Genomic DNA, 17,254 nt, shown 5'->3' on the forward strand with positions numbered 1-17,254 from the left:
GCTTTCACCTCAGCACTTGAGGGGTAGGATTTACACCTACAAAGTCATTCAGTTTAGAGATAAAATCTCTAGGATAATCCTCCAAGACCTTTACAGGTTCTAGTTTCTATCCAACAAATCACACCCAGCCGATTGAGTCCAGTCCACTGCGGATTTCCGATGATGATGCGGATGTAGCCAGATGAGTTCGACGGGATGAATTGACTGTGATCGCAGGTTTTGGGTTCAATTCAGGAAGTAGGCGATCAGGTACAGATTATGGTTATAGTGCATCTACAGTCTCGTTTGGATATCACACAAATATTTTGTATAAAAAGTTGCATAAAATAAAGAAGTGAGCTAGTTTCGTCATAACTAAAAAAATCAAGGTTATTCTTGGGTGTTTAATAAAAATGGCAAATAAAATACTACTCAGCCTTCAAGATTTAAAGCCAGAATATCAAAAGCTTTGGAATAGCTGCGAAATCAGACCAGATAAACTGAGCAGTACTCAAAATATAGTTGCGAAAATCACTGCAAATCGCCCTCGTTACGAAGCATTAGTGCAAAAAATTAATGTGCCTTGGTACTTTGTTGCAGTCATTCATAATATGGAATGTTCCCTTAACTTCAGCAAACATTTGCACAACGGCGACTCGCTAAAAAAACGTACTGTCAACGAACCATCTGGTAGACCACTAGCTGACCCCATCAACGGCTGGGAGGTAGGATACACTTGGGAAGAAAGCGCTATTGATGCTTTGACAATCAAAGAATTAAACCGAGTAAAAGATTGGAGTTTGCCAGCACAACTTTGGCAGCTAGAGAAATACAACGGTGTTGGTTATAGACAGTACCATCCAGAAGTTCTCACACCTTACCTGTGGTCAGGGACTAACAACTACAACAAAGGCAAGTATGTAGCAGATGGCAAATGGGATGCTAATGCCGTTTCTGCCCAAATTGGCGTGGCAGCTTTGTTAAAAGTTTTGCTCAAAGAAGCAAATCTTAACATCCAATCAGACGTAGCGAACAACACATGAGCGCACATCGTTGAGATGAATAAGACTGAGAATATATTACTAACCAAATAAACGCCCCAAAAACCCCAATACTGCTCGGGTTTTGGTGCATAGTCATTGAAGATCCCCCTTAGTCCCCCGATAAATTGGGGGAAAATAAGCCCCCCAATTTATCGGGGGGTTGGGGGGATCGACTCAAAACCTACGCAGTATTGCCAAAAACCCTTCTTCTTATTTCTATAAATCTCTAAGTTGTTACGAATCACAGTGTTACTAGGATCGAGGTGAACAGCTATTTCTAGTTCTGCGATCGCAGTCCGTATAGATGAGTAAAACTAGACTATTGCTGAGGTTGACAAATAGAAACATCGCCCTTTGAGGTCGAGCGATGTCTTTACGCCTACCCACTTTTTACTTGATTTGCGGATGCGCGTCTTGTCCATCCCAACAGACTAAGGTAGGTGTAGCTATGCTTTTAGTCTGGTAAGCATTTTTGACACCAACCCAGTTACTAGCAATTGGCATTCGCCAACCAGTTCCAAAGGCGCGATCGGTGATTTTTAAACCGGGGGGTGCTTGTCGTCGTTTAAATTCAGCCCGCGCTACCATTTGGATTACTCTGTCTACAATTACCGGATCGTGACCGGCTGCAATCATTTGCGCTGCTGATTGGTGATTGTGAATCAGGCGTTGCAAAATATCGTCCAAAATTTCGTAAGGCGGTAGAGAGTCTTGATCAACTTGACCTGGTTTGAGTTCGGCGCTGGGTGGTTTAGTCAAGACATTTTGCGGGATGATTTCATTATTGCGATTTAACCATTTGCAAAGTGAATAAACGCGGGTTTTAGGAACATCTGCAATTACTGCTAACCCGCCATTCATATCGCCGTAGAGAGTACAGTAACCGACAGCCATCTCTGACTTGTTACCAGTAGATAGAAGGAGATAGCCAAATTTATTAGCGATCGCCATTAATAAATTACCGCGAATCCGGGATTGTATATTCTCCTCTGCCAGTCCAAACTCAGTACCCGCAAATAAATCACCTAAAGTTTGATCAAAGCCTTGCATTAACTCGCCAATTGGTAAAAGATTAGTCTTAATCCCCAAATTTTCGGCTAATGCCAAAGCATCGCTAATGGAATGCTCGGAACTGTAAGGGGAAGGCATGAGAACACCGAGGACATTTTCTTTACCAAGTGCCGCAGTTGCGATCGCAGCTACTATTGCAGAGTCAATCCCGCCACTTAAACCCAAAACTACTTTAGAAAAGCGACACTTACGAGCATAATCTCGCACTCCTAAAACCAACGCTTGCCAAATTTCTTCATTTTCCGATTCATAGACAGGTGCTAGAGAACCTAATTGAAAATCCCGTTGCGCTTCGTCAAATTCAACTACTACTAAATCGGTATCAAAACCACTGGCACGACACATAACTTCACCTTGACGATTCAAGGCAAAACTACGCCCATCAAAAATTAGGTCATCATTTCCCCCAACCTGATTAGCATAAATCATCGGTTGTTGAAAACGTACTGCACTATGCCTGAGCATGGTTTCTCGAAACTGCTGCTTGCCGACCGTGTAGGGGGAAGCAGACAAATTTACAATCAAATCTACACCCAAAATTGCTAAGTCAGCAATCGGATTTACTGTATAACTACGTTTGCCCCAAAAGTCCTCATCGTTCCATAAATCTTCGCAAATAGTTACGCCAATATGAATATTATCTAAGGTGAAATAATTGGCTTGCAAACCTGGTTCAAAATAGCGACGTTCATCAAATACATCGTAAGTAGGCAAAAGTCTTTTGTGAAAAACTTGCTTGACCTTGCCATTTTCTAACAAAGCCATGCTGTTAAATAAACTTTTACCGCCAGTAATAGACGCTTCGAGGTTCTGTTCAACAGTTCCTACCAACACAGCTAAATTTGGTGGTAAATTCTGGGACAAGTTTTGTAAAGTGATACCCATCGCTTCTACAAAACTAGGATTTAGTAATAAATCCCTTGGTGGATAGCCACACAAAGAAAGTTCTGGTGTCAGCAACAAACGCGCACCACTAGATGCTGCTCGTTGTGACGCCTCCAGGATTTTTTGGGCATTTAAAAGCAAATCACCAATTGTCGGATTAATTTGAGCGATCGCAATTTTCATTTTGTTAGTAAACGGTTAATGATCAATGGTCATAGTTTGATTTATTTTTGCCCAGTTACGGGAGCATCCCAAATTCTGAAGATAGGAATAAGAGAATGAGGAAACGAACCGCAAAGAACGCAAAGAGCGCAAAGGTAAGAGAGTTGTAAAGGGTTTTTGCATCCGTACCATGAATTTTTGAAGAATTGGGATGCTCCTCCAATTGATTAAATAAACACTAAAGGTTTATCTTTTAGGGGAGCAAAAGCTTCGGCATCAAACTTATACAAACTAGCTGGACGACCAGCACCTCGTGATACTTTAATTCCGGTATCGCATAAAAAACCTAACTTGAGTAGACGCGCTCGAAAATTAGAATAATCTGAAAAATTGTCACCTAAAACTGTGGCGTATAACTGATATAAATCATTCAAGGTGAACATTTCTGGCAAGACTTCAAAAGCCACCGGGCTATACTCTAATTTATTTCTTAACCGTCTGTGTCCATACGCGAGAATTTCATTATGGTCAAAAGCTAATTGCGGCACTTCTTTTACCGGATACCAAGCTATACCAGTCACGCGATCGGCAATCAATTCGGCTTCTTCAAATCGCACTAGGGCAAAGTAACTAACTGATAGATAACGCACACCATAACTATCAGTTGCTTCCCGTGGATCGCGGTTCGGGCCGCCAAATGTATACAGTTGTTCTAAATAGAGATTGTTGACCTTAATTTTCTCTGCCATAATGCGATAGGCGGCATCTTCTAAAGACTCTCCTGGACGTACTAAAGTACCGGGAAGACTCCAATGATTTAAAAATGGTTCTTGCTGTCGCATTACTAGTAGAACTAACAGCCGATTTTGTACAGTATCTACAGAAAAAATTACATTATCAACACCAACCTTGAAATCGGCCAAAGGTTGTTGGTTTAACGGAGTTGGTATCTTTTTTTGTGAACGTCCTGGCATTCGTACAAATGCTCTCGATTAATATAGGCAACTACAGGGGCTGTGAGGGCTTGAGAATCTCCATGTTCGCGGTACGCTGTTGAGGAAACATCTAGACCGGTCAGACTAGCGATCGCAATCTTCCCTCCCAGCTTTTGCACTACCTCTGAACTAGATTCATCTATTGCATATCCCGGTCGCGGCACGATCAGTAGTTGCACTTCCTGTAACAAATCTTCAATGCGATACCAACGTGGTAGTTGAGTCAGTAAATCTGAACCAATAATCAACGTCAATTCAGCATCTTCACCCCAAGTAAGCTTCGCTTTTTCTACTGTCTCCAGTGTTCTAAAGCTGCTCAATTCTTGTTCCAAAGCAATATTGTGCGGTGGCGTGTCTATATTCGCAATCAACAGTCGCAGCATTGCCGCCCGATGTTCTAAGGGTGTTTGATGAGATTTAAATGGATTATCTGCTGCCCAAACCGCTACCCAATCATAACGCTCAGACAACCAACTCAGAATTTCTTGATGTCCAGCAGTTGGTGGATCGGCACTAGTACCAAACAAAGCAACTCTCATAATAATTCGTAATTCGTAATACTTCGGCTACGCTCAGTACAAGTTCGTAATTCGTAATTAAGACATACTGAAAGAGTAATTTTACCTCTGTGTTCTGTGTGCCTCTGCGGTTCGTTTCTTAGTTTCTTCAGTCAACACCCGTAACCCCTCAGAAATCTCCACTTCTACAGCCACCGGATGATCCAAACGCCGTGTCTGTTGTGGCAAACTGGCAACTGAGGCGGCGGTACGCTGACGAATTGTTGCCAACGACTCCAACGGCTGCACCCGTTCACCTTCTTGCACTACCAACTGCAACAAAGGTTCTTCTTCCAAAGAAATTTCACCTAAGAGTCCCAACCTGTCTGCTTTTACCTTACCTCTTGTATACGAGCGAAAAATCTGCTTGCGCCCTGGATAAGTAACCTTACCACTAGACTGTTTCATCACTGGGATACCATCAATGTCTACAAGTTTATAAACTCCATTTACAGGCGAACCTGTAACTAGTCGCGTTCCCAGTCCGTAACCATCAATCTGGGCCCCAGCAGCTTTTAATCTGGCAATTTCCCACTCGTCCAAGTCGCCACTGACAAAAATTGGCACACCGGGAAGGAGCGATCGCACCTGTTTTGATAAGGTAACTAAATCTCCTGAGTCCAGTCTCACTCCTGTTAATTGTATTTCCCCGGAATTTATTTTTTCGGCCAAGCGCCCGGCAGCAGCAATGGTATCGTAAGTATCAATCAGCAATGGCGCACCCGGAAAATATCGATGAAATGCACTGAAAGCTTGTTCTTCAGTGCCTTCTATTGCTGACAACGCCATCACCAGGGCGTGTGCCATCGTACCACTTGGCTTTTGTCCCAGTTGTAGCGCTGCTAACACATTAGAAGTGGAATCTAAACCACCTGCCAACGCCGCCCGTGCTGCCCACAATGACCCTTGCGGACTAAATGCTCGTCTTGTGCCAAATTCTAAAAGTGTTGCTTGCTCCCCCACGATATCCCGCAAGCGTGCTGCTTTTGTGGCAATTAAAGTTTGGTAATTAATCGTATTCAGCAGGTAAGTTTCCACTAGTTGCGCTTGCCAAAGTGGTGCTTCCACCCGCAACAGTGGCTGATTGGCAAACACAGCCGTTCCTTCTGGTACTGCCCAAACATCACCCGTAAACTTTCCCTCAGCTAAAAGTGACCAAAAGCGATCGCCTGCGTGAGCAAAAATTCCTGTTGCCTGTAATGCCGCAATTTGCGCGGAACTAAAGCGGAATTTGGCTAAATATTCCAATGCCTGCGTCAGCCCCATTGCAATTAAATAACCAAAACCCTCTGGTAATCGCCTGACAGTCAATTCAAAGCTTGCCCGTCGTTGTTCTATACCTTCGCCTGTGTAACAAGCTGCCATCGTCAACTGGTAAAGGTCGGTCAGCAAGCTGTAATCATCCACAGAAAGGTTTAGTTCCTGGTTCTGCTGGCTCTGCTGTTTATATACATAGTCCAAATCTGGCAAAGTTGTCATGCAAGAGCTTCCTTACAAGATGCTTCTGTATTTATGGTAAATACTACCATAAATAATGTCAACTCACCGCAAGTATATTTTCTGAGATTGCCGTATAACAGTAGATTGATAGGCAAATTAATACTAACTTCATAAAATACTTAATATTTTTTAATAGTAATAGCTAGCAATAATGCTGATTAAATAAGGCGGCTAATGAAGGGAAACAATATCCTGTCGGAGAAAGTTTGTTTTGCTATTTTCCCAACTGGGGTTGGAGAAACAACTATGTTACAATTAGAATCAAAGGGAAAAGTTTGTTTTTTGACAGGCTAAAGTATTGCGAAGTTATCTGAATAAACATTGCATATATTCTCAATATATTGAGAATATGAGCAAGCTTGGAATATCAGTATTAGAGTATAGGTAGCACAATTAAAGCGGCTCGAAAAAAGGAGTCCAATATTATGGCTATTTCCCAAATCATTGCGAACATAACCCAGTATATTTCTGAAGCTGCAATGCGGATTTTTGGCCCTACTGATGATGCTTATCCTGTTATTGGCGTACAACCTTTTACAGGTGAGCCTTACGATAAGCGTACAGCCGATACTTGGTAGGTGCTGATACGACATTTGAAAACAATACAAGAGCCAAAATTCAGAATTCAGGCGAGGGCAATTAGTGGGGAATTCAGGCAAACCATATAATTGAAAAACACTAAATTATAGATTTAGCTCCGTACTTAAACCCTTTTATTCAAAAGTAGTGGCGTATTGCAATATGCCACTATTCCAATTCCTTCTGCATTCTGGCTCCTGATGAATAGATATCTTGCAAAAATCATATAGCAATCAGAGTTGTGACTGATATATAGGGCAATCCAGTTCAGTTAAGCCCCAAATCCAATGCAAGAGACGTTGCAATTGCTAGTCTCTACATACCTAAAATCAATACCAAAAATCCTTAACCCAAGCGTATTGATATATAGGGTTACTATTTGATTTTTCAAAAGACATGTAGGGTGTGTTAGACGAAAGTACGGCACCAATTATAAGGATTTGGTGCGTTACGACGTTCCGTCTAACACACCCTACAATACCTAATTTATTTCATAAATCAAACCGGATTCCTATATGGCGGTTCTCGTTTACGTGAGGTACACCCGTAAGTAAGGGCACGGCAGTGCCGTGCCCCTACATTTTGTAATATAATTTTGTAGCGCATTTGAATGGGAACCATCAATTGAGTTCATAGCGATCGCACTCACCGTAGCGGGTTATAATTTTTGGGGCTGATTGAACCATTGTGATTATTCCTCATGATTTGGTACGAGCCAGTAAGGTAAGGCGTTATGGCGATGAATTATGCTCAATATAAGAGCGAAGAGCGGAGTTAATTAGAGATTCGTAGCCTTTTCCTTTGCTTTTAAACCAATCCAGAATATCTTTATCTAGTTGAATTAATGTGGCTTCTTGGCTAACAGGTTTTATCATTTTGGCTGTTTCCCAGAATTGCTGATCTAATTCGGGAATATCTGAAGTATCAATCGCTGGATCAGGGATATTTTGGAGTTCTTTAAGTCGATTGGGCGAGATACTCATAGTAGGTTCTCCTTTCTTTGGGGGTGGCTTTTCGGGCAGAGATTAATCGAATTTTACCGTTTCTGTCTGTATGGGCAACAGTAATAATTACAACGCCTTGAATTGAGCCAATACTAATTTCTCGAATTTCTTCATAGTCGTATCGTTCATCAATTGAGGTGAAAACAACACTGTCAAATATTTCTGTAGCTTCTTCAAAACTAATGCCATGTTTCTGGATATTTTGTTGGTTTTTATTTTTGTCCCATTCAAATTCCATTCAACTATATATAATCCATATAGAGTCAAGTGTAATAAATTAACATAAAGGCGTGAGGATAAAACTCACGCCTTTTTTTATTTAAACTTTTTTCCTACCGCCTGCTAAGAGTTCCAGAATGACTCCATTTGTCCAGCCAAAACCAACTTCATTAGAACTATATCCAAAGGAGATTTCGTCGGAAACGTTGGCAGAACAGCGTTCAACATCATATTTCTCAACTAGGGTATTGTGACGCTCGAATTCTTTAATTACCATAGCCAGGAATTTGTTGGCAATACGATCGCCTTCTGTATGAAACCCATAACGGTGAAGTCCTTGGACAGCAATGAACGTCAAGGGTGCCCAACCGAAGGGAGCATCCCACTGGTTTCCGGTGATATGAGTACTGGTAAGAATTCCGCCTGGGGCTTCAAACAAAGAGAGATTTTCCACGACGCGCTGGGCTTGGGCTTGAGAAGAAATTCCCAGCCAAAGGGGATAAAATGTGGTAGCAAATTCGTAGCGGCGGTGTTTTCCACTCTGGAAGTGATAATCGAAATAGAGTCCTTGTTCTTCATCCCAAAGAAATTGATCGATCCGATCGCGGCGGATATCTGCACGATCGCGCCATTGTTTTTCTAGTTGTTCGTTGCCCAAAATATCGTTAATTTGCGCCAAGTCTTGTTCTACCTGATATAGCAAACTGTTGAGGCACACAGGAGCGTAGTGGAGGATATCAGCACTGAAGGGGCCAAATCGGTTGGTGATATCAAAACCGGACTCGCGCATGGTGCGATCGCCCTTGTAAAATAGGTGGGTCAGTTTGTCATTTTCGCGATCGTAGTAAAGATTAACGTCGTAATCTTCAATCTCAAAGGTTTGGTAATATTCCTTGACGCGATCGTAGTGGCTTTTTCCCTCCTCATCTCGCTCGGAGAACACAACTTCTGGCGCGGGGCCTTCGCCAAAGGCATAGAATCTAGATAAGCCGGTTGCGGGATTCAAATGGGGCGGTACTACCCAGTAATAGTAAAATTGTTCTAGCAGTGGTACGGTTGATCTCAACCACTCTTCATCCTGGGTGTGCTGGAATAGTGCCAAAACCATCATGCTGAGGACTGGAGGCTGCGATCGCGACAGCATATAAGTCCGGTTGGAATTGAGGATAGTGCCGTAATGCTTCACCTGGTACAACAATTGATCAACTTGGCTTTGCGCTAGCTCCCATTCTTCATCGTGCAGAAGCCCCAGTAATATAAAGTAGCTGTCCCAGCCATACATTTCGTTAAAGCGGCCACCTGGTACGACATAAGGCCCTGGTAGGTATAGTAAGCCATGCTCTTTAATCGCTTCGACTTCTGAGGGCAAAGTGCGAATTTCAATTCTTTGCATATCCTTGGGAGATAGCGATCGCTCCAATACAGTCTGAATATTGGGACAATCTTCTAAGGGGGAAATGTAGACGAGCCAAGGAGTGTCGGTTTTGTGGTCTAGTTTGGTATCTTTGGCAGATTGTAATAAGTGTTCGTGCGATCGCGTTAAGGTTTTCCAGGTTTTTTTGATATGGAGGCGCACGGTGTCTATCTGCGTGGTGGTAAGTGTTGGGGTGATCATAATTCAGAATTTTTTTAACGCAAAGGGACACGAAGGGAATCGCAGAGGTACGCAGAGGTTTTATGTTTTTATTCGGCACTACTAACTAATAGGGCGACTGGGAAATGGGCGAGGGCAGATGCGATAGATAGGGTTTGTGTAGTTTGTAAGGGTTGCTGAGTAAGGACGTTTTTCCAAGTGGAGGGAGTTCCAGGGGGTAATAACAGGTGCGTATCTTGCCATACTGACAAGCCGTTGGGGTTTTCTCCTGGTTGGATGAGGTTTGTTAAAAAGCGAGGCGCGATCGCTATCGCTGTTTGATTCCCTTCCCGCCGCGCAAAGGCGATTATGTGATTGGCGTAGCTTCCCTGAATTTCTAAGGGGAGATAGTCGCCGTCCTGGAATAATGAGACATAGTTTATTCTGGCTTGGAGTAATTGAGCCGTTAAAAACAGTTTGATTCTGCCGTCGGTTTTATCACTCAGCAATTCTTGAATTAAAGCCAGAGTGTCGGTTTTCACATGTTCGCGGATGGCGCTTAAGTAGGTGCGTCGCTGTTCAAAATCTACCGGGCGGCGGTTGTCTGGATCGACTAGGCTTAGTTCCCAAAGTTCTGTTCCTTGGTATAAATCGGGTACGCCGGGGGCGGTAATCTTCAGTAGAGTTTGGGAAAGGGAATTGAAGATACCATACTCTGCAATTCGCCCTTGAAAGGGACGAAAGGCTTCTAGAAATTCCCCGGAGAGGGAAGGGTCGAGTACTTTTTCAATGAAGGAGGTACAAGCTTCTTCATACTCGCTATCAGGTCGCAACCATGCTGTATGCACTTTCGCTTCTCGAATTGCCTTAATTATATAGTCTTTCACGCGTTCCACGAAGGATGCATGTTCGTGTTCTGCAAAGGGAAACGCGCCTACCAAGGTTTGATAGAGAAAATACTCGTCGTTGCGATCGGGCATAGCGAACCCGTGGCGATGGCTACGATGTCCTCGATTCATGGCACTCCAGGTATTTACCTGCTGATCCCATTCATCGGGGATTTCTGAGAGGACGTTCAATCTGGCCCGCACATCTTCGCCGCGTTTGGTGTCGTGGGTGGCTGTGGTGTTCATTGTGTGAGGCCAGGTTTCTTGGTGCTGTTTGTTAAAGGCATGAAATTTGGCTAAGTCGATGCCAAAATGGCCCGGATTTCCCCCGACTTCATTCAGCGACAACAACCGATTGTAAACATATAATGTGGTGTCTTCTACGCCTTTTGCCATTAACGGCCCACTGTATTGCTGCATCCGTAAAACAAAATATATCCACTGTTCGCGTTCTGTTTGAGTCAGAGAATTATCAAACTCTAGCAGCATTAACTTTTCAATAAAGGTCAGTTCGTTCTGCAACAGAGGCGTTTGTTCTTTGGCTTGGCGAATTACTTCTTGAATGGTAGCGCGATCGCTTTCTCCAATTCCATCGGGTGTAATGTAGGTGCGGTAAATTGGGAACAGTGTCAAAACTTCGGCGATCGCTCTTTTTAATCCATTCAGTGTAAAATCATTACCATAGCGATATTTGCTGGAAACGTTCTTTAGCAAAAGAGCCAGATTGTCAATATCACCTGCTAAGTTCTTTTCCAAAATCAGGCGCTTTTTATCCTTCACTACAGATGCATAATCTGCTCTGGAACTGATAAAGTTCTGGTAAATTTTATCGAAGGATGATTCATTTTCAACTTGACAAAATACGCCATTTACATAGTTGAGAAAGTCATATCCAGACGTACCTTCAATTCCCCAGTTTTCTGGCAATTCTTCGGTGAGTTCTAAAATCTTCTCGACGGTGATATAAACATCCCCCATCTTTTCCCGCAGCCTTTCGAGATACTGGATTGGGTTATAAAGTCCATCAATATGGTCAATCCGTAAACCAGTAAATTTGCCTTCTTCAACCAGCTTCTGAATTAGGCTGTGGGTATTATTAAAAACCCGCACTTCTTCAACTTTAACGGAAATCAGTTCATTGACAGTAAAGAAACGGCGGTAGTTCATTTCTTCGGCCCCAACTTTCCAAAAGGCGAGGCGGTAAAACTGGTCGTTCAGTAATTCATCTAGGAGGTTAAAGCTTTCTGAATTACCAGGTTCTCCGTTGAATGTTTGGATATTTTCGTCAATGAACTCGCGGATGACATCGTTTGTGGTGTAGAGTTCCCAAACCAATCCTTTAATAAATGCAATCTGGTCTTGTCGCTGTTTTCCTGCAACTTCTGAGGGCACATTTTTGAGAATGTAGAGAATCCCCAATAGCTTAATAAAATCGGGATGATTGCGTCCCAGTGTGCGCGTGAGTTTACCCAGATTAGAAGTGATAAATTTTGTGTAAGATTCTAACCGGAGTGGCAGTTTCAAGCTGTAATAGTTGACGGTTAAACCGGTTTGTTCGTATTGCAGTTGAATGTGTCCGTTTTCCAAGGATGTACCATAGAAATCTCCTAGCAGAGGAGCGAGAATTCGTTGTTGGCGATCGCCAAAGGGAGCATTCCAAGAAAGATCGAAGTAGTCGGTATAGCTGGAATCTGGGCCGTGTTCCAATACGTCCATCAAGTAATCGTTTTCGCTGCTATATGCCATGTGGTTTGGCACAATATCTTGTAACCAGCCCATACCAAGGGATTGAATTTCAGCAACTAATGCATCAAAGGATTCATTAGTTCCGAGTTCTGGGTTAAGTTGAGTGGCATCTACTATATCGTAGCCGTGTGTACTCCCGGATCGTGCTTTGAAAATGGGGGAAGCATACAAATCGGAAATACCTAAATCTGCTAGATAAGCTGCGATCGCTTTAGCGTTGTCAAAGCCAAACTGAGGTGTAAATTGAATTCGATAAGTGGCGGTGGGAATTCGCATAGTTTTTTGGAGTGGGGAGTGGGGAGAGACGCGATGAATCGCGTCTGTACAAAGTGGGGAGTAAGGGAGATGGAGGAGTTTGAGGTTTTGAGGTTGAACGTTAAGCCTTTTAGCTCGAACGTTAAGCCTTTTAGCTTGAACGTTAAGCCTTTTAGTTTGAACGTTAAGCCTTTTAGTTTGAACGTTAAGTCTTTCAGCTCGAACGTTAAGTCTTTTAGCTCGAACGTTAAGTCTTTTAGCTCGAACGTTAAGTCTTTTAGCTCGAACGTTAAGTCTTTTAGCTCGAACGTTAAGTCTTTTAGCTTGAAACTTGAGGTTATGAGGCTGAAACTTTAAGTTCTAACTCTCCCCCTCATCCTTTTTCATAGAGTACTAAACTAGTAGGTTGCAATTTCACTTCTTGGCCTACAGACAGATGTTCAGCAGCTTCAGAACCATGCCCAGACCATGAGGTATCAGCAGAGTCCAACAATTTATTAGCATTTTGCTCAAACGGCAAAGCCACTGTCACTGGAGACGAATTGAAATTCATCGCAAATATTAGTTCACTTGATTCGCACCAACGGCGCACGATAACCACCTGCTTGTCTTCATCACTAGTCGCTTGGATAGAGTTGCGGTCTTGATTTAAAAGTGCTGGATGCGTCTTGCGGAAATTAATTAACTGGCGATACCAATCCCACAGAATCTTGTGCTTACCTTGATTGCGTAATTCCCAATTGAGTTTAGACTTTAGGAAAGTTTCTGCCGATTCCGGATCTGGGGGATCATCTGCGTAGTGAAATGCTTCAAACTCTCCTTTACGTCCGGCTCGAACTAATTGAATTAAATCTGGATCGGAGTGACTGACAAAGTAAATAAAGGGTGCAGTTTCACCGTATTCTTCTCCCATGAACAACAGGGGTAAGTAGGGCGATAGCAGCACAGCGCCAGCAGCTAACTTCAATCCTTCAAAAGAGATTCGCTGGCTGAGGCGTTCTCCCTTCATCTGATTGCCGATTTGATCGTGATTTTGAATGCAGACTGAAAACTGTGATAAAGGGCGATCGCGGCAAGATACACCGTGAAATCTCTTGCGGTGTGGTGCGTATTTCCAATCGTAAATAAAAGTATCTTCATAAGCTTTCGCCAACTGAGCTACTTGCCCAAAGTCTTGATAATATCCTTGGCGATCGCCTGTTAAAAGTGCGTGTAATGCATGGTGAAAGTCATCACTCCACTGGGCATCAAGTCCGTACCCACCCAATTCTGGCGGACGAATTATTTGTGGATTATTCATATCACTTTCGGCAATTAGATGGCGTTTCCATTTTTGCCCTTGTTGTGAAAAATGATGAACTGCTTCCGCCAGTTCCCACAAAAAATGCTTCGCCCCTAAATCGTAAATTGCTTGAGTCGCATCCAGCCGCAATGCATCAATGTGGAACTCGCGCAACCAATACAGCGCATTCTCGATAAAATAATTTCGTACACCCTGACTATGGGCATCGTCGAAATTCATCGCATCGCCCCACGGCGTTTTATAGGTTTTAGTAAAGTAGGGCGCGAACTGACTCATATAGTTGCCTTCTGGCCCAAAGTGGTTATACACCACATCCAGCACTACGGCAATGTCGTTTTGGTGACAAGCATTTACCAGTTGCTTAAGTTCGGCTGGGCTACCATAGGAATTTTGTACAGCATAAGGGTAAACCCCGTCATAACCCCAGTTGCGATATGCAAGAGTTGCCTCAACATGGGTGTCTCCCGGAAACTGAGCAATGGGCATGATTTCAATGGCGTTAATTCCCAGTTCTCTCAGTTCCGGTAAGCGGGGAATGATGGCGGTGAAATTTCCTTCAGGCGTGAATGTGCCAACGTGAAGTTCGTAGAAAATCATCGACTCCACAGGAACGCCAGTCCACCCTTCATCAGTCCACTCAAAATGTTGATCGACAATTTGAGACGGCCCATGTACCCCTTCCGGTTGATACTGCGACGCCGGATCGGCAAAGGTGTCTTGCCCATTTAAGACGTAGCGATAAAGCGTACCCGCATACACATCGTTGACTTTCGTGTGCCAGTATCCCTCAGACTGAGGCTTGAGCGGAATTAACTGCTGTTCTGGCGTCAAAATCTGTACCGTAACGCTATCTAATAGCGGAGACCAAACTGTAAATTCACACTCTCCGTTACCCAAGTAGTTAGCACCTATTCTCACGCAGTATCCTCCCATCAGTTCAGTTTGTTGTGCCGAATTATGGCGCGATGGCGTACCCGCCCTTTCCGGTGGCGATCGCAAATGTCATTGATTGCACAATGTTTACAAACACGCCAGATAGCATAATGGTTGGTCTACCGGGCTTTTAGCTAGCACCTGGAGGCGGATTTTTGACCAGAACAAATTCTGTCTAATGACAAATGTTAAGGAAATGGCCTAGAAAAAACGGAGCATTCGTAGGCTAGCACAGCAATGTATCCCTACGGCTTGCAGCTACCATCCACACAGTATGCCGATTGATATGTATTAGAACGCTTACCAAATATGGTGTGGCGATTATCGCGGATTTGTTCGTAAAAGCGATCGCCTGCCCATTTCATCCCCGGTAAGGCTCGATAAGCGTCTACAAATATACTTCCTGCTGGCAATAACCGCCCAATTTCTTCTGCGGCGTTACTACCTTGCCAACGTCTCTGAGGTTCATTGGCATCAATTAAAATCATCCCTTGTTCACAGTCTTGGGCTGTAATTCCCCACTTTAAAAGTGTTTGCTCATCTTGCATAGGACTGTAGCGAAACAGCTTTCCTTGGTCTAAGGTTTCTAGCAATTGCACTAGGCTAACGCAGAGATTACAATTCCCATCGTAGATTACGTAGTAATTCATAAAAATAACTGAGTTGTCAGATGTGTTTAAATACAACTTTGGTATTCTAGCTTAGAAAACCGTGGCGATCGCTCTTGCCTCAGTAAAGCAGTGCTAAATGATGCGGTTCACCTTAGCCAAAACAAAATTTAATTTTTTAAATATGCATAATGTCGTCTAGCTTAAGCTGTAAATTTGGCAAGAGATTAGAATAAAAAGTTTTAGAGAATTATTACGTCAATCCAGCTACCATCTCAATACGCTTGGGTTAAGGCTAAAAACTAAAACTGCGTAGGTTGGGTTGAGAAACGAAACCCAACATTTTCACGGCTTTGTTGGGTAACACTTAAGTTCAACCCAACCTACTATTTTTCACAAAGCCAAGCGTATTGGCTACCATCTCAATTAACAAAGTGGCCGTCGCATTAGCAATGCAAGCGATCGCATTAACAAGGCAGTCATCGGTTTTGTTTAGACTTACCCAGATTGCCATTTTTCTTTAAATGATCAAACAATCTAGAACTTATCATTGACAAAAAATACCAAATATGGATAGTTTAAAACCCACATCTTTCGTAAGGGCATAGCAATGCTGTGCCCCTACAGCATGGTCTATTTACGATCACACGATAATTAAGAAAAAGCTGAAACAACTTACTTTTGTTAATGCACATCACGATGCATTTGTACAGTACGTAAGCCCTACAATCATAGTTTCCAAATAAAGACTATAAAATATTTGCATAGTAAATTAATCTCATCACAAAAAATTAATTAGCCTTCATTATTTTATTATTATTCCTTAATAGAAAAAACATTATATATTTATAATTTTTTACTAAATAGTCTTTTATCATACACATATTGGCACAAGAAAATACTGAATACTTGCGACACGTAAGTATATCTTTAATTTTCAGTCCTTGTAACTTAAAACACCAATTACCGCATAAACAAGTATGGCTAATATCACTGGAACCCCTCTAAACGATGTTGTTCTTAACGGTACTATCGACAACGATGTAATCAATGCACTGAATGGAGATGACGTAATTATTGCTAGTGCTGGTAACGACATTATTAATGGTGGGGATGGACAAGACACCGTAGATTACAGACTCAGTGGTGGTGTCACAGTATTACCAACAGGTACAGTTCAAAAAAGTAGTGGTCAAGACCAACTTATTAGGATTGAAAAAATTATTGGTTCAGCAACTGCGATAGATACGATAGACGCTTCTGGAACCAATGTACAGCTAATTGCTGATTTATCTGCTGAACAAGTCAACATCAGCAATATTCCCAATTTCGGTTCTTTAAATTTCCGAGTTGTGAACTTTGACAACGTTTTCGGAGGTAATGGAAATGACCGCTTAACTGGGAATGCTGGAGTCAATGTCCTGAACGGTGGTTCGGGTGATGACAACCTTGATGGCAGAGATGGTAATGATATTCTGATTGGCGGATTGGGTAAAGATATCTTAGCTGGTGGAGCAGGAGCTGATATCTTCCGTTACAACAGTGCTTTAGAGGGTGGCGATATTATCAACGACTTAAACGCATCTCAAGGTGATAAAGTCCAAGTTTCCGCATCTGGATTCGGAGGTGGACTCGTAGTAGGACAATTACAAGCTGCTCAATTCACTCTTGGTAGTGCTTTCACCAATATCAACCAACGCTTTAGATTTGACACCAATAGCTCGATTCTATTCTTCGACAGAGATGGTAGCGGTTCGGCATTTGGCTCCGTCGAAATTGCTAGAGTAAACGGCGTTAACGGCCCTCAAATTATCGAAGTAATCGCCTAGAAGATTATGGATTTGAGATTTTAAGACCAGGTGCCGTAGTTCATCTAGCTACGGCATCATTAGCACACATCAAAAAACTCAGAAACCGAGTTTCTTAAATTGAAAAAGCTAGTTATATAAAAATAT

14 protein-coding genes are annotated in these 17,254 nt (G+C 42.7%); 3 read left to right on the forward strand and 11 right to left on the reverse strand.

Annotated elements, in window-relative coordinates; genetic code table 11:
- Positions 1-392: 392 nt before the first annotated feature.
- Complete coding sequence (locus LC586_RS28995) at positions 393-1,022, forward strand: hypothetical protein (RefSeq protein ID WP_229488672.1); 630 nt, start codon at positions 393-395, stop codon at positions 1,020-1,022.
- 390 nt (positions 1,023-1,412) lie between these two features.
- Here LC586_RS28995 and LC586_RS29000 read toward each other — a convergent pair whose 3' ends face one another.
- The 4 genes from LC586_RS29000 to LC586_RS29015 all read right to left on the reverse strand — a co-directional run bounded on the left by LC586_RS29000 (position 1,413) and on the right by LC586_RS29015 (position 6,171).
- Positions 1,413-3,161 (reverse strand): NAD+ synthase, encoded by a 1,749-nt coding sequence (locus LC586_RS29000; protein ID WP_229488674.1) that lies wholly within the window; start codon positions 3,159-3,161, stop codon positions 1,413-1,415.
- A gap of 206 nt (positions 3,162-3,367) precedes the next feature.
- Positions 3,368-4,114: an NUDIX hydrolase gene (locus tag LC586_RS29005; RefSeq protein WP_229488675.1), complete on the reverse strand. Its 747-nt coding sequence runs from the start codon at positions 4,112-4,114 to the stop codon at positions 3,368-3,370.
- Positions 4,075-4,674 (reverse strand): nicotinate-nucleotide adenylyltransferase, encoded by a 600-nt coding sequence (locus LC586_RS29010; RefSeq protein WP_229488677.1) that lies wholly within the window; start codon positions 4,672-4,674, stop codon positions 4,075-4,077. Before LC586_RS29010 ends, LC586_RS29005 begins: the two co-directional genes overlap by 40 nt.
- Positions 4,675-4,755: 81 nt before the next feature.
- Positions 4,756-6,171 carry a nicotinate phosphoribosyltransferase gene (locus tag LC586_RS29015; RefSeq protein WP_229488678.1) on the reverse strand — a complete coding sequence of 472 codons (1,416 nt, stop codon included), beginning with the start codon at positions 6,169-6,171 and terminating at the stop codon, positions 4,756-4,758.
- A gap of 446 nt (positions 6,172-6,617) precedes the next feature.
- Between LC586_RS29015 and LC586_RS29020 the strand changes: the two genes are divergently transcribed.
- Positions 6,618-6,770, forward strand: a complete 153-nt coding sequence (locus LC586_RS29020) for a nicotinate phosphoribosyltransferase (protein WP_069070042.1) — start codon at positions 6,618-6,620, stop codon at positions 6,768-6,770.
- Positions 6,771-7,502: 732 nt separating this feature from the next.
- Here the strand turns inward: LC586_RS29020 and LC586_RS29025 are convergent.
- The 7 genes from LC586_RS29025 to LC586_RS29055 form a co-directional block, all read right to left on the reverse strand.
- The gene (locus LC586_RS29025; protein WP_229488680.1) at positions 7,503-7,754 is read right to left on the reverse strand and encodes a BrnA antitoxin family protein; all 252 of its coding nucleotides are present in this window, start codon (positions 7,752-7,754) and stop codon (positions 7,503-7,505) included.
- Positions 7,729-8,013, reverse strand: coding sequence for a BrnT family toxin (locus LC586_RS29030; protein WP_229488682.1), 285 nt, complete (start codon positions 8,011-8,013; stop codon positions 7,729-7,731). Before LC586_RS29030 ends, LC586_RS29025 begins: the two co-directional genes overlap by 26 nt.
- An 81-nt stretch (positions 8,014-8,094) precedes the next feature.
- Complete coding sequence (locus LC586_RS29035; RefSeq protein ID WP_229488684.1) at positions 8,095-9,609, reverse strand: trehalase family glycosidase; 1,515 nt, start codon at positions 9,607-9,609, stop codon at positions 8,095-8,097.
- 68 nt (positions 9,610-9,677) lie between these two features.
- Positions 9,678-12,476: a malto-oligosyltrehalose synthase gene (gene treY, locus LC586_RS29040; protein ID WP_229488685.1), complete on the reverse strand. Its 2,799-nt coding sequence runs from the start codon at positions 12,474-12,476 to the stop codon at positions 9,678-9,680.
- Between the two features lie 352 nt (positions 12,477-12,828).
- Positions 12,829-14,676 carry a malto-oligosyltrehalose trehalohydrolase gene (treZ, locus tag LC586_RS29045; RefSeq protein WP_229488711.1) on the reverse strand — a complete coding sequence of 616 codons (1,848 nt, stop codon included), beginning with the start codon at positions 14,674-14,676 and terminating at the stop codon, positions 12,829-12,831.
- A gap of 260 nt (positions 14,677-14,936) precedes the next feature.
- The gene (locus LC586_RS29050; RefSeq protein WP_229488687.1) at positions 14,937-15,341 is read right to left on the reverse strand and encodes a thiol-disulfide oxidoreductase DCC family protein; all 405 of its coding nucleotides are present in this window, start codon (positions 15,339-15,341) and stop codon (positions 14,937-14,939) included.
- Between the two features lie 331 nt (positions 15,342-15,672).
- Positions 15,673-15,813, reverse strand: a complete 141-nt coding sequence (locus LC586_RS29055) for a hypothetical protein (protein ID WP_229488689.1) — start codon at positions 15,811-15,813, stop codon at positions 15,673-15,675.
- A 466-nt stretch (positions 15,814-16,279) separates the two neighbouring features.
- Here LC586_RS29055 and LC586_RS41230 point away from each other — a divergent pair, with 466 nt between their 5' ends.
- On the forward strand, positions 16,280-17,128 hold the full coding sequence (locus LC586_RS41230; protein WP_306423296.1) for a calcium-binding protein: 849 nt from the start codon (positions 16,280-16,282) through the stop codon (positions 17,126-17,128).
- Positions 17,129-17,254: the final 126 nt, after the last annotated feature.

The sequence above is a fragment of the Nostoc favosum CHAB5714 genome (assembly GCF_020829495.1).
GTDB classification, from domain to species: Bacteria; Cyanobacteriota; Cyanobacteriia; order Cyanobacteriales; family Nostocaceae; genus Nostoc; species Nostoc favosum.

Excerpts from the sequence above, each read along its gene's own strand:
- LC586_RS29005 (WP_229488675.1), bottom strand. The coding sequence starts at position 4,114 with ATGCCAGGACGTTCACAAAAAAAGATACCAACTCCGTTAAACCAACAA.
- LC586_RS29050 (WP_229488687.1), bottom strand. The coding sequence starts at position 15,341 with ATGAATTACTACGTAATCTACGATGGGAATTGTAATCTCTGCGTTAGC.
- LC586_RS29055 (WP_229488689.1), bottom strand. The coding sequence starts at position 15,813 with ATGGCAATCTGGGTAAGTCTAAACAAAACCGATGACTGCCTTGTTAAT.
- LC586_RS28995 (WP_229488672.1), top strand. The coding sequence starts at position 393 with ATGGCAAATAAAATACTACTCAGCCTTCAAGATTTAAAGCCAGAATAT.
- treY (WP_229488685.1), bottom strand. The coding sequence starts at position 12,476 with ATGCGAATTCCCACCGCCACTTATCGAATTCAATTTACACCTCAGTTT.
- LC586_RS29025 (WP_229488680.1), bottom strand. The coding sequence starts at position 7,754 with ATGAGTATCTCGCCCAATCGACTTAAAGAACTCCAAAATATCCCTGAT.
- LC586_RS29015 (WP_229488678.1), bottom strand. The coding sequence starts at position 6,171 with ATGACAACTTTGCCAGATTTGGACTATGTATATAAACAGCAGAGCCAG.
- LC586_RS29030 (WP_229488682.1), bottom strand. The coding sequence starts at position 8,013 with ATGGAATTTGAATGGGACAAAAATAAAAACCAACAAAATATCCAGAAA.
- LC586_RS29000 (WP_229488674.1), bottom strand. The coding sequence starts at position 3,161 with ATGAAAATTGCGATCGCTCAAATTAATCCGACAATTGGTGATTTGCTT.
- LC586_RS29035 (WP_229488684.1), bottom strand. The coding sequence starts at position 9,609 with ATGATCACCCCAACACTTACCACCACGCAGATAGACACCGTGCGCCTC.
- LC586_RS29010 (WP_229488677.1), bottom strand. The coding sequence starts at position 4,674 with ATGAGAGTTGCTTTGTTTGGTACTAGTGCCGATCCACCAACTGCTGGA.
- LC586_RS29020 (WP_069070042.1), top strand. The coding sequence starts at position 6,618 with ATGGCTATTTCCCAAATCATTGCGAACATAACCCAGTATATTTCTGAA.
- LC586_RS41230 (WP_306423296.1), top strand. The coding sequence starts at position 16,280 with ATGGCTAATATCACTGGAACCCCTCTAAACGATGTTGTTCTTAACGGT.